Raw genomic sequence first — 13022 nt, 5'->3', positions numbered from 1 at the left:
GAAAAACGATCGATTGGAAACCGATCGTTCTGAGCTGATTGGGGAACCGATCGATCGATCCTAGCGTCCTCTGAGTCTCGGATATGTTGGACGAGCGATGTGGGGAAATCGGCTCGGCTCGGCGATCGACAAGGCCGGTTTGTCTGGGGCGGCGACTGTCACAACAGCACGATCTCTCTGGCAGCCAGCCAGCAGAAACGTCCCTCTCAAGTGCTAATGGCACTCCTCGGGAAACTCCTCCCAAAATGCTATTGGGGGGATAGATAGCAGAAGTCCTGGGTCGCGTGTCTTCTGTCATCGAAATTTAATAGGGCAGTTCAGCCCGGAAATCGGTCTTAGAGAACGTTGGGTCAGAGAACGATGCTTGACTACAGCCAGATGTAACTGTTGGTTAACTTGGCAAGCACTGGGTTTAAACCTAGCTTAACCTGCGATCGACTGAATTACAGTGTGAAGTTAAAATATCAATATGAATTTATTCTGTACTCCCTAAGCAAACTTTAGCACAGGTATCTGAGTCTCGTAAATTCAATGCAAAATATGAAGAAAATTCCTCTCTTTTGCGTTAAATCATGAAATTTACGGACGTCAGATCGGGGAAATTACGGATCTGTAGCAAAGATGATTTGACGTTAATCTCGATTTTAGATTGCGTTCGACAAAAATCGATTTTTTTCTTGCTCGTAAATCGATCGGCGATCGATTTAGTTGATTTAAATTCTAATTTTTTTATGTTTTTAAGCAAAAGCAAAGGGAGTTTTGATGTGGATCTTGATAGAATTACACCATAAGCGATCGCTTCACCCTCAATCTGCTTGATTTGAATAAAGGTTTAGACTCAAGCTTCATATCATTGTTTGTGCGATCGCCGATTCTGATTTTAAATTATTATAAGAATTTTGTTGAGATCGTCAAGACACTATGCTCGGAAAAATATAGCAATCTCAGGTAAGTCGTGGAATGAGCGAGACGCCTCAACCCTTACCATAGTTAGAGCGAGAATACACAACTGATTTAGGACTGCTATGGTGTTTTAATATTTGTTTCGTGTAAAAATAATTGTATGGATTAAAGACCAAATAATAATACATTAAAATTAAAACTTCGATCGATCTCAAGCTAAATATTCAATATCTTACTGCGTTATCGAATGGATTGAGACTCTCCAAAGTCTCGTTGTCCGACTTTATTACAAAAATATTGAGATATTCATTTTCGATAATTTTAATCGACTTTTAGTTAACGTATAAATTGCCATACGATCCGTATTAAACTTGGCTTATTGATTTATTTTTTAAATATTTTTTATGAAATTTATTATATTTTTGTAAATTCATTTTAAAGCCAATTTTTTAATTTTTTTTTCGAGCGGTTATACATACTTAAATCGAGCTAAAATTGAAATGTGTATAATATCTTTTGGATTCGTTTTAAACGTTCGAGTGTTCGATCGAAAAAACATCAAAAAAATTAATTACTAATTACAAGTAAAAAATAAAAATATAAATATACAAACTTTATTTATTGTCTTTAAAATGTTTAGTTCATATTTTGATTTCTGAGTTTATTTTTTGATTATAAAATATCTGTATGCTAGTAATGTCAATAGTTTTGAGATTTGTAGATGTCGATATTTCGTTTGATTATAAAGATAAATTTTACAATATTGTACGATCGAATCTATCCCTGACAGTCTTATCGGAGACATTAATTATTTAAAGTTAAGTTGCGATCGCAAAATCGACTTTAAAACAAAATGTAATTCCGATCGATCTCAAAAAAGTGAGTCGACGATCGGTCAAGTATAATTGTATTCTCGTTTTAATTCAGAAAAACATGACAAACTGTCAGACGATCGTGTGAACTTTGATGGTGAATGTTAGTGTATGTTACAAAACACAAAAAAATGTTGCGATACCTCCCCCAACAGAGCAGTTATAGCGAGCGTCCGATTCCCACTAGGAAACCTAAACCAATTCAGGTCGAACCTTAAGGACATCACCAATCGTGATAACGGCTCGATCGATGCGTGTTCTCATCGATCGTAAACACTCAGAGGGGCCGTTCCACTGTTATTTCGTAAAAATACGGAGTATCATTGATATTAGGTTAGAAAGACCAAAAACACCTGTGTATAAATGTGTATATTTTAGTAGTGAATGAATCTCAATCCTCTGCTTAACGCCATCGAACACCAGGTCTTATCTCGATCTCTGACCCCGATCGAGCGGTTCGTTTTTACCCAGTCTTGGGACGGACGCACCTACAACGACATCGCTCGCGTGTCGGGATATGACAGCGTATACGTCAAACAAATCGGCTCGCAGTTGTGGCAAGATCTCTCGGACGGACTCAGTACGAAAGTCACGAAAAAAAATCTGCATATCGTGTTTGGATCGTTCGATTCAGATTCGACATCCTCCTTCAGTGTTGTCACGACGTCTCTTGAGGTCGATCGTCTCGTCGTTCCCGTAGAAATGCCCAGCGGACCGCTCCCAGCGGACTCGCCGTTATACGTCGAACGTCCTCCTATCGAAACGCTCGTCTACGAAGAAATCGAAAAGCCCGGTTGTGCCATTTGTATCCAAGCCCCTCACAAAACTGGGAAAAATTCTCTTCTCAACCAACTGTTCGCGCGGGTTCGCCCCCTGGATTACCACACGGTCTCGATCGACTTCCAAGAAGCCGATACCTCAATTCTCTCGTCGCTCGATCGCCTGTTACGGTGGTTTTGTGCCAACGTCAGCCACCAGCTATCACTCCCAAACCGCCTCAGCGACTATTGGGACGAAGATATGGGCAGCAAAGTCAGTTGCAAACTCTATTTTGAAGGCTATCTGCTCTCGCAACTTGACAAACCGGTGGTTCTCGCCTTTAACGAAGTCCATCGCCTCTTCGATCGCCCCGACATCGCTCGCGATTTTCTCTCGATGCTTCGGGTATGGCACGAGCAAGCCCGCTTTGTCGAACTCTGGCAAACGTTACGGTTAGTGCTGCTCTACGGGACAGAACAGTCCGTTCGACTCAAAATCGAGCGCTCTCCTTTACCGATCGGACTGTCGGTACGACTTCCTCCGTTCGATCGCGCTCAGGTGCGAGAGTTAGCTCGCCGTTACGGTCTCCCTTGGGCCGAAGGCGACGCCGAAGCCCCCGAACTCGATCGCATCACGACCACCATTGGCGGCCATCCGTACCTAGCGAACCTCACGCTGTACCATCTCTCTCAAGGCAATATTTCTCTCGAGACACTCCTGCAAACGGCTCCGACCCAAACAGGTATTTACCGCAACTATCTGCGAGACCGTTTGGCCGCGTTACACGACGATCCGATGTTAATGGTAGCGTTGCAAAAAGTCGTCACGGCCGACAACGGCGTCGAACTCGAAGCGCTAACTGCCTACAAACTCGAGAGTTTGGGCGTGATTCGACTCGATGGTAATCGGGCTTTCCCTACTTGTCAGCTCGATCGCCTTTACTTCCGCGAACAATTGGCAAATCTCGACACGAACGCGTCGGTAATGTCACGTTTTTAGGGTGATGAGGAGATGAGGTCGTGAGGGAAAACGACCTCATCTCCTGGTTGGTGGGACTTTATATCGATTTTACTTGAGACATCAAAAAAAATTGATATAATCATTTCGAGCGATCGCTCCTCAGTTCGTCCCCAACCTCTCGAGCATCAGACCGATATGCAAACCGACACCACACCGCCCTCCGTCGGCGGGCAACTCAACCGCTTTGAAAAATACCTAACGCTTTGGGTATTGCTGTGTATCGCGGCCGGAATCGCTCTCGGGCGTACGTTTCCCGGTATTGCCGAAACCCTCGACGCCGCCAGTCTCTACAACGTCTCGATTCCCATCGCGATCTGTCTGTTCTTCATGATGTATCCCATCATGGTAAAGATCGACTTTTCCCAAGCCGTCAAAGCGGCTCGAACGCCCAAACCCGTTGTACTAACCCTCATCGTCAACTGGCTCGTCAAACCCTTTACGATGGTGGCGATCGCCCAATTTTTCCTCGGTTGGCTGTTTCGTCCGTTTCTCGACGGCACTGAGATCGTTCGCGGCGTCGAAGTGTCTTTGAGTAACTCTTACATTGCCGGAACGATTTTACTGGGGATCGCTCCCTGTACGGCGATGGTATTGATGTGGGGTTATCTATCCTATAGCAATCAAGGCCATACCTTAGTGATGGTCGCAGTGAACTCCCTCACCATGCTCCTGCTGTACGCTCCTCTCGGGAAATGGCTGCTGTCGGCGAACAATTTAACGGTTCCCTGGGAAACCATTTTGTTTTCGGTGCTAATTTACGTGGGGTTGCCGTTAGCGGCGGGATTTTTCAGCCGCAGGTGGATTTTGCGACACTTGGGGAGACGATGGTTTGAAGAGAAATTTTTAAAGGCAATCTCCCCCGTTGCCGTTATCGCTTTATTGATAACGTTGGTGTTACTGTTTGCCTTCAAAGGCGAACTCATCGTCGAGTATCCCTTCCACATCGTACTGATTGCGATTCCTCTGTTCGTACAAACGAACTTTATCTTTGCGATCGCTTATGTGGCGGGATTGAAACTGAACTTGTCTTACGAAGACGCAGCACCTGCGGCGTTAATCGGAGCCAGCAATCATTTCGAGGTGGCGATCGCGACGGCGGTAATGTTGTTCGGCTTGAATTCCGGGGCAGCCTTAGCCACAGTGGTTGGCGTTCTTATCGAAGTTCCCACCATGTTGATGCTTGTCGAAATTTGCAAGCGAACGGCGTTCTGGTTTCCGCGAGAGCCGAAAAAAGCGACGTTGTGCGATCCCCGTTGTGTCGAGGCATCGCTCGCAATCTCGAACGAAACAACGTAACCCAAGGTAGCAAATTACCATGAAAAAGGTCATGTTTGTGTGCAAGCGTAACTCTTGTCGTTCTCAAATGGCAGAAGGGTTTGCTCGCCGGTTGGGACAGGGAAAACTCGAGGCGAGCAGTTCGGGATTAGAGGCGTCTCGGGTAAATCCAACAGCGATCGCCGTCATGTCTGAAATCGGCATCGACATCGGCAATCAAACCTCCGATCCCCTGAGCGATTTCGAGGCAAAACATTACGATGCGGTCGTATCTCTCTGTGGCTGTGGTGTCGATTTACCGCCTGAGTGGGTGACGCGAGAAATCTTTGAAGACTGGCAACTTGACGATCCCGACGGACAGCCGATCCCGACGTTTCAGCGAGTCCGCGACGAAATTCGCGATCGCGTCGAACAGTTGATTTTCCGTTTAGATGGTAAAACTTCCGAGTAAAGAAAATCCCGATCGCTCCAGAGAGTCGATCGGGATTACTCTGACTAGAGGGGTAAAAGTTCGTTTGCCTACGCGCGAACGCTGAAGCCGTTCGGACAACGTTCAGACTGAACGAAATCGGGGGTCGGCACTGCTTTGAGAACGTCTCCATATTTAAACGCTAACGTTCCAAAATCATAAGAAAGTCGTTCGAGCGTAAAGTTACCCCCTTGACGCTCGCTTTCTACAGCTAGGGTTTCTGAAACGAGTAAGGCTAATTCCTGTAAGTTAAACTGCTCTAAAACTTTCTTTTTTTGCTCGCTCAGTTTGACCATTTCCGAACCTCTCAAGCTATTTGTAGTATAACAACTACGATCGAAGCGCACAGAAAACACAATAAAAATTAACAGAACTAATTTATACGACATCGATCGTTAGATCTGTAATAATCGATACTTAAATATTCCTGAAATTTACGGATTACAGATCGGTATTATCACTGATTTAAACGATCCCCGTTGTATTCTTCGCGATCCCCAAGTCGTTATTTACTCAGATTGTCGCAAAAAAGGGCAAGAGAGAACCACACAAACGCGATCGTAAAGAGCCGAAAAAGCGAGAAGATGAAGAGAAAAGAAGAACTCCCTCATTAGGTCGTCATACTCGAGCGAACCCGCTCTTACCGCAAACTGTCGTTGTTCGCGGTGCGAAAAGCGATATACTGCCAGACGGAGATGCATCATCACCTGGCTAAATTCAGATTATGGTAGCGGTAGCAATTCTCGCGGCAGGACGGGGAACCCGGATGAAATCGTCCCTGCCTAAAGTGTTACATCCTCTAGGCGGTCGTTCGCTCGTCGAACGGGTTCTCGAGAGCTTGTCGTCGATCGCCCCCGAGCGGATCTTTGTCATCGTCGGCTACGAAGGAGAGCGCGTCAAACAGGCTCTCGATCGCTACTCTAACGTCGAGTTTGTCGAACAAGCCGAACAACTCGGAACCGGTCACGCCGTCCAACAACTGCTTCCGCACCTCGACGGCTTTCGCGGCGATTTGCTCGTTCTCAACGGCGACGTTCCCTTGATGCGTCCGCAAACCCTCGAATCGTTACTCAAAACCCACCGCGATCGCGACAACGCTGCGACGCTCCTTACCGCACAACATCCCAATCCCCAAGGATACGGCCGGGTGTTCTGTCAGGGAAACAACCTGTTCCAACAAATCGTCGAACATCGCGACTGTACCGACGCTCAAAAACAAAATCCTCGCATCAACGCCGGAATCTACTGCTTCGACTGGCCGAAACTCTCGCAGATTCTCCCCAAACTTCAAACCAACAACGATCAGGGAGAATACTACATCACCGACGCGGTGAACTATCTCGACCCCGTAACGGTGGTAGATGTCGAAGACTATCAAGAAATCCTCGGGATCAACGATCGCAAACAACTGGCCGCCGCTTACGATATTTTACAAACTCGCCTCAAAGACGCCGCCATGGCCTCGGGCGTGACGCTGATCGATCCCCACAGCGTCACCCTCGACGACACCATCGTCCTCGAACCCGATACCATAATCGAACCCAACACCCACATTCGAGGTCACAGTGTTATCGGAAGTGGAAGCCGCATCGGCCCCGGTAGCCTGATCGAAAATAGTACGATCGGTCGAAACGTTACGGTTCTCTATTCCGTCGTGTCTGACAGCATCGTTGCAGAGGGAAGCCGCGTCGGACCTTACGCGCACCTGCGGGGACGAGCCGACATCGGCGAAGGCTGTCGCATTGGAAATTTCGTCGAAATCAAGCAAACCCAGGTGGGAGCAAAGACCAACATCGCCCACCTGTCTTATCTGGGTAACGCGACTCTCGGCGAACGCGTCAATATCGGAGCCGGAACCATCACCGCCAACTACGACGGATTCAACAAACACCCCACCCACATCGGAAGCCGCACGAAAACCGGGTCGAACAGCGTTCTCGTGGCTCCCGTCAACATCGGCGAAGACGCAACGATCGCTGCTGGTTCGGTGATTACAGAGGATGTCCCCGACGACAGCTTAGCGATTGCGCGATCGCGTCAAACCATTAAAGCCGGTTGGAAAGCCCAGAAATGATGAGGAGAGGGGGAGCCAGGGGGACAAGGAGACAAGGGGACAAGTAAGAAACTGTTACCTGTTAACTGTCCTCACTGTTCACTGTTCACTGTTCACTGTTCACTGTAAAAGGGGAGAGGGGGGAGAAACAGTTACTTCTTTGTCTTCCTCTGACCTCTTCCCTAAATCAAATTCCCTATTCGTCGTCGTCGTCTTCCTCGGTGGGATAGACAAAGCCTGTAGACCGTCCCGTGAGAACGGATTTACCCAACGAGAGGGCTTTTTCAGCTTCTAAAGCGGCTCTGCGCTTCCAAACGGCGCGACGTTGATTGCGCTTGGTTTTGGAGGTTTTCTTCTTTGGAACTGCCATAACCGTAACCCGTGCTATTTCAATAAAGTTGCCAAACCTTTCTATCTTAAAGCAAAATCATTATTTTCGATAGGGAACGGGGAACGGGGAATAGTGAATAGGGAACAGTTTCACCTCATCCCATCATCTCCTAACGGGTGACTGGTGGCTGGTGACTGGTGACTGGTGGCTGGTGACTGGTGACTGGCGACTGGTGACTGAAACACCGATCGCCGCGATCGCCCCAAAATTTGCGTCGATGCGTTAACTTCTCAACAGAGAACCCTTTAGATGTCAGAACAGAACCCGTGGCTGCAAACGCGCGAACTTCCTTCGAGGCTAAGTCGTCCTCGACTCCTGCCATCGAACTGCACCGTTTGACATTTTCGTATCCCACTCTCAGACCCGTGTTGCAAGATCTCGACTTACAAATCGAGGTGGGAGAACGAGTCGGACTCATCGGTCCTAACGGAGCCGGAAAAACAACCCTATTCTTAGCGATTTGTGGGGTACTCAAACCCACGTCGGGCGAGGTTCGGGTGTTTGGAGAACCCGTGATTCCCGGTGCGTTTCGTCCCGAGGTGGGACTGGTGTTTCAAAATCCCAGCGACCAACTGTTTTCGCCGACGGTGTGGGACGATGTGGCCTTTGGGGTGCAAAATATGGGATTGTCCCCCGAAATTGCCAACGCTCACGTGCGCGACGCCCTCGAACTGACGGGGGTAACTGCTCTGGCCGATCGCCCACCACACCATTTGTCTGGAGGACAGAAACGCATGGTGGCGATCGCGGGAATTCTCGCGATGCGTCCGAAGTTAGTCCTGTATGACGAGCCAAGTGCGAATCTCGATTTGCAATCGCGCCGTCGTCTGATTCAATTTTTACAAACTTCTCGGGAAACTTCGGCGATCGCTTCTCACGATCTCGATCTGATTTTGGAAGTGTGCGATCGCGTCCTTCTCCTCGATGGCGGTCGTCTCGTGGCCGATGGCTCTCCGAGGGATATTTTAGGTGACGAGCGCTTGATGGCCGAGCGCGGTTTGGAAAAACCCCACAGTCTGATCCCTCACGTTCACCCCTCCTGTACTCTCGATTCTGATGGAACAACACCCCACAACTTTCACTCCCGCGAATCCTCCTCGAGCTAAAGTTCGACCGCACGTGTTTAAAAACGACTTCGACGGCGGTGCGACGCCTCGAGTCGATAACTACCACTGGCTCTCAGACGCCGAAAATCCCGAGGTCATCGCCTATTTAGAAGCGGAAAACGCCTACACCGACACGATGACCGACCATTTATCGGATTTTCGCGAAACGCTCTATGCAGAAATGTTGGGGCGCATTCAGGAAACCGATCGAGAGGTTCCCTACCGTCACGGCGATTATCTGTACTACCGACGTACGGAAGCCGGAAAACCCTACGACATCTTCTGTCGTCGCTTTAAGGACGAAGACGCACCTGAAGAAATTCTCCTCGACAGCAACCAACTCGCTGAAGGCTGCGAGTTCTTCAATTTGGGAATCTGTGCGGTGAGTCCCAACCACCGCATTCTCGCCTACGCCATCGATACGACGGGAGACGAACGCTATACGCTGTTTTTCCGCGATCTCGACGGCGATCGCCCGTATCCAGAACGCATCGACAACGTGGATCCGTCGTTTGCGTGGGGAAACGACAACTGCACGGTGTTTTACACGCAACTCGACGACAGCTATCGCCCTTACCAAGTTTATCGCCACCGCTTGGGGGACGATCCGGCGACGGACGAGTTCGTTTACGCTGAGGACGATAAGGCGTTTTATTTGTCGATCGCCAAAACTCACAGTGACGCCTATATTTTGTTGGCGTCGGAAAGTAAAGTCACTTCGGAAATCTGGTTTCTCGACGCCGATCGCCCTCGCGAGGTGTTCCAGGTGGTGCGTCCTCGAGACGTGGGAATCGAATATAGCCTCGAACACCACGGCGATGAATTCTATATTCGGACGAACGAGAACGCGACGAACTTTCAATTGGTGAAAGCCCCGATCGCTCGCCCGCAGCAGTGGGAAACGGTGATTCCCCACCGCGACGATACGATGTTAGTGCGGGTGTTGCCCTTTGCCAACCGTCTCGTGTTGTTCGAGCGCAAAAACGGACTTCCGCAAGTGAGCGTCTGGGACGTGGCGACGAAACGCTACCAGGCGATCGCCTTTCCCGAACCCACCTATCACGTCTCGTTTGGCGACAATTACGAGTTCGAGGCGTCTTATCTGCGGTTGAACTATACCTCGCTGGTGACGCCGCCGTCGGTCTTCGACTACCACTTCGACAGCGGAACGTTGGAACTGAAGAAGGAAACCCCCGTGTTGGGGTACGATCGCGCGCAGTACGTCAGCGAGCGACTCTATGCGACGGCGTCCGACGGAACGCAAATCCCCATTTCGGTGGTGTATCGCCGCCAAAATTGCGATCGCGACGGTTCTCATCCGCTATGGTTGACGGGATACGGTTCTTACGGGATTCCTTATCCGGTGTCGTTCCGCTCCACGCGCGTTTCTCTGCTCGATCGCGGTGTGGTGTTTGCGATCGCTCACGTGCGCGGTGGCGGAGAAATGGGGCGTCCGTGGTACGAAGCGGGGAAACTTTTTAAGAAATACAATACGTTTACCGATTTTATCGCCTGCGCCGAACACCTCATCGCTCAAGGGTGGACGAGAAGCGATCGCCTGGCGATTTCTGGTGGAAGTGCGGGAGGGTTGCTCGTGGGAGCGGTTCTCAACGAACGCCCCGAGTTGTTCGAGGTCGCGGTTGCAGACGTTCCTTTCGTAGACGTGGTCACGACGATTCTCAACCCCGATTTACCCCTGTCGGCGATCGAATGGGACGAGTGGGGCAATCCCAACGAGGAGCCGTACTACAACTATATGTTGTCGTATTCTCCTTACGACAACGTTCACAAACGAGACTATCCTCATTTGTTAGTGTTAGCAGGATTGCACGACGCTCGGGTGAAGTATTGGGAACCGGCGAAGTGGACGGCGAAATTGCGATCGCTCAAAACTGACGACAACCTGTTATTGCTCAAAACGAATATGGAAGCAGGTCACGGCGGCGCATCGGGGCGTTACGGCTATTTACGAGAAATTGCCTTTGAATACGCTTTCGTTCTCGATCGCTTGCAATTGTCTCGCTAGAGAGCGTTAGAGAGTTCGCCTTGAATTTAGAAATTTGGGCGGATTCTTTTCTTGACGTTTTTTGTAGTATGTATGTAGTATAAGAATATCGAAGGGTCATCTCAGTAAAGTCACGTAAATTTTCTCGTCTAGGTCAGGCGTCACCCCAATTTTTGCGGAAGCATCGCCGACCATAGAGATAGAGAACGCTTCGTTCCGCGATGTGAATGGGAGTGTCGGGGAGCGACAGCGATCGATTTCAGGGTACGACTATGCGTCAACTTCATGTCACGATGGCTCGCGATCGCGTAATTTCCAAGCCATCTCAACCTCTCGTTCGTCCCCGAGTTCGGATGCAACGAAACCGTCAGGGATGTATCCATTGGCTGGGGGGACTTCGCGAATTGTTCGAGACCCTCTCTGTTCCCCAACCTCATCCTCAATTCGACCTTTACGCTAACTACACCCTCGAACGCAACATTTGGTAATCGGACAGTTCGCTGTTCGCTGCTAACTGCTGTAAAAGCGGTGCGTGACGATTTATGGGTCTCACGTTCGACACTCGATCGTTCGAGTCACGCACCCTACTGCTGTAAAAGTGGGGTTTTACAAATGTTCGATCGCACGGCTCTCGAATGTCCGAAATGCGGACGTCACACGATCGTTCGCAGTAGCGAAACCCAATGGAGTTGCATCAACTGCGACTTCTCCCGCGACTTGCAACACGATCGCGACGAATCTCTCAATTGGCTGCTGGTGTTAGGGTTGGTGGCGATGGCGATCGTCTTTGTCAGCGAACTGTCTCGTCCGCCGATTCGAGTTCGGCGATCGCGCGATCGCGAACCGAGTGCGATCGTTCGGACGCCATCCCCCGCCCGGTAGATTTACTTAGCACCCTCGTATCTCCTTCGATCGAGGGTGCGATCGTCGATAAAACCGTTTCTATAATAGAGATATCAAGAGACGATAACGAATTTGTTGGAGGCTCTATGTTTCTCAAACACCAACCTAGCGGGAACCTGATCGAAGTGTTAACGCTCGATCGCCTGTACAACCCAGCCAGCGAAAACATTGAAGGGCGGTTTCATGCGGGAGAAGAAATGCAAGATCCCGAAACCTATCGCAAATCTGAATTAATCTTTCCCTCTGGCGAATCGCTTCCTCAATGTTGGGTCGATCTCAACTATCGCGGTCAGAAGGTAAAAATCGGTCAAGTCCACTACGAAACGGTTGATATTTCCTAGGGTAAAATCTGCTCGATTTATTTTAAACCCCGAAAACGAATCGTGATAACTCCAGTGTTTTGCGGTGTTGGTTGTCAACACCGCTCTCTTATTCGAGCGATCGAACTACACAAAATCTGAATTTTAAATACTGGTTTTACCCAGTCGAACAAGCCCCTCTCTATCCCCCAAACCCCCCTTTGAAAGGGGGGGCTAAGGTGAGATGTGGTGAAGACTTTTTAAAACCGAGCTTATCGGAAACAGATTCCGTATCAACAAGGTAAAGCGACCGATAACTACCACAATTTTATCGAAAATCTCGAATTTAAATATTTATCAATTTTTTTGATTTTAAAACAAATCGAAATCAGATTTTTTGATTTTCAATATTGTTGAAAAGGTGGGCAATGCCCACCCTACGCCTATCAATTCCGATAAGTTCTAAAAGGTGGGCAATGCCCTACAAAGCATCATAGATTTACAGCAAATTAGCTTGAGATAGTTTTGCGATCGCCTCAACTTTTGAGTTAACCCCCAGTTTTTGATAAACTCGCCGTAAATGCGTAGCCACCGTCCAAGGACTAATATTTAACTGTTTGGCAATGCACTTGTTCGGTAAACCCGCCGCCACTAACTCAACGATCGACTTTTCTCGAGGACTCAAATGGATGCGAGAAAACGTTTCAGGATTCTCCGAAAGACACCGAACCACATAATAAGGCGTTCCGTCGATATCCGATTCAAAAATCACTTCGTGAACCTGGTCTCGATCGCAATGTAAAACCTTTTTCGAGGAGGTCGTCTCAATGGGTGCATCTCACTTTCGTAAAAACACAAAAATCATGGTAAAATAATATGAGTAGATATATCTAAAAAATTTCAAAATGAACTTAAACTCCGAAGAACGAGAAAAGCTACAAGAACATCTCAAAGCGGTGGCTGACAT

Annotated in this window: 13 protein-coding genes; 10 read left to right on the top strand and 3 right to left on the bottom strand. The window is 48.7% G+C overall.

What is annotated here, in order from left to right; genetic code table 11:
• Positions 1 to 99 precede the first annotated feature (99 nt).
• The 4 genes from POG22_RS08190 to arsC all read left to right on the top strand — a co-directional run bounded on the left by POG22_RS08190 (position 100) and on the right by arsC (position 5280).
• Positions 100 to 267: a hypothetical protein gene (locus POG22_RS08190; protein WP_498904660.1), complete on the top strand. Its 168-nt coding sequence runs from the start codon at positions 100 to 102 to the stop codon at positions 265 to 267.
• A gap of 1892 nt (positions 268 to 2159) precedes the next feature.
• Positions 2160 to 3533 carry an AAA-like domain-containing protein gene (locus POG22_RS08185; RefSeq protein ID WP_498904658.1) on the top strand — a complete coding sequence of 458 codons (1374 nt, stop codon included), beginning with the start codon at positions 2160 to 2162 and terminating at the stop codon, positions 3531 to 3533.
• Positions 3534 to 3689: 156 nt separating this feature from the next.
• On the top strand, positions 3690 to 4850 hold the full coding sequence (arsB, locus tag POG22_RS08180) for an ACR3 family arsenite efflux transporter (RefSeq protein ID WP_498904657.1): 1161 nt from the start codon (positions 3690 to 3692) through the stop codon (positions 4848 to 4850).
• Between the two features lie 19 nt (positions 4851 to 4869).
• On the top strand, positions 4870 to 5280 hold the full coding sequence (arsC, locus tag POG22_RS08175; RefSeq protein WP_498904656.1) for a low molecular weight phosphatase family protein: 411 nt from the start codon (positions 4870 to 4872) through the stop codon (positions 5278 to 5280).
• Positions 5281 to 5348: 68 nt separating this feature from the next.
• Here arsC and POG22_RS08170 read toward each other — a convergent pair whose 3' ends face one another.
• On the bottom strand, positions 5349 to 5594 hold the full coding sequence (locus POG22_RS08170; protein ID WP_144053719.1) for a hypothetical protein: 246 nt from the start codon (positions 5592 to 5594) through the stop codon (positions 5349 to 5351).
• 428 nt (positions 5595 to 6022) lie between these two features.
• Between POG22_RS08170 and glmU the strand changes: the two genes are divergently transcribed.
• Positions 6023 to 7372 (top strand): bifunctional N-acetylglucosamine-1-phosphate uridyltransferase/glucosamine-1-phosphate acetyltransferase, encoded by a 1350-nt coding sequence (gene glmU / locus POG22_RS08165; RefSeq protein WP_498904654.1) that lies wholly within the window; start codon positions 6023 to 6025, stop codon positions 7370 to 7372.
• 175 nt (positions 7373 to 7547) lie between these two features.
• Here glmU and rpmF read toward each other — a convergent pair whose 3' ends face one another.
• On the bottom strand, positions 7548 to 7721 hold the full coding sequence (gene rpmF, locus POG22_RS08160) for a 50S ribosomal protein L32 (protein ID WP_498904651.1): 174 nt from the start codon (positions 7719 to 7721) through the stop codon (positions 7548 to 7550).
• Positions 7722 to 8008: 287 nt separating this feature from the next.
• Between rpmF and POG22_RS08155 the strand changes: the two genes are divergently transcribed.
• The 5 genes from POG22_RS08155 (at position 8009) to POG22_RS08135 (ending at position 12097) form a co-directional block, all read left to right on the top strand.
• Complete coding sequence (locus tag POG22_RS08155; protein WP_498904649.1) at positions 8009 to 8848, top strand: energy-coupling factor ABC transporter ATP-binding protein; 840 nt, start codon at positions 8009 to 8011, stop codon at positions 8846 to 8848.
• Positions 8799 to 10874 (top strand): S9 family peptidase, encoded by a 2076-nt coding sequence (locus tag POG22_RS08150; protein ID WP_498904647.1) that lies wholly within the window; start codon positions 8799 to 8801, stop codon positions 10872 to 10874. The genes POG22_RS08155 and POG22_RS08150 overlap by 50 nt, the downstream gene beginning before the upstream one ends.
• Positions 10875 to 11125: 251 nt before the next feature.
• Positions 11126 to 11341, top strand: a complete 216-nt coding sequence (locus POG22_RS08145; protein ID WP_498904645.1) for a hypothetical protein — start codon at positions 11126 to 11128, stop codon at positions 11339 to 11341.
• Positions 11342 to 11381: 40 nt separating this feature from the next.
• The gene (locus POG22_RS08140; protein ID WP_498904643.1) at positions 11382 to 11735 is read left to right on the top strand and encodes a hypothetical protein; all 354 of its coding nucleotides are present in this window, start codon (positions 11382 to 11384) and stop codon (positions 11733 to 11735) included.
• A gap of 107 nt (positions 11736 to 11842) precedes the next feature.
• Positions 11843 to 12097, top strand: a complete 255-nt coding sequence (locus tag POG22_RS08135; RefSeq protein ID WP_017660691.1) for a hypothetical protein — start codon at positions 11843 to 11845, stop codon at positions 12095 to 12097.
• A 457-nt stretch (positions 12098 to 12554) separates the two neighbouring features.
• On the opposite strand, the gene POG22_RS08130 is transcribed toward POG22_RS08135, so the two are convergent.
• Positions 12555 to 12827: a response regulator transcription factor gene (locus POG22_RS08130; protein ID WP_498904640.1), complete on the bottom strand. Its 273-nt coding sequence runs from the start codon at positions 12825 to 12827 to the stop codon at positions 12555 to 12557.
• Positions 12828 to 13022 lie beyond the last annotated feature (195 nt).

This window comes from Geitlerinema sp. CS-897 (assembly GCF_028368005.1).
GTDB classification, from domain to species: domain Bacteria; phylum Cyanobacteriota; class Cyanobacteriia; order Cyanobacteriales; family Geitlerinemataceae; genus Baaleninema; species Baaleninema simplex.
Note: the sequence above shows the minus strand (reverse complement) of the source record. Positions and strands in the feature narration are given on the sequence as shown.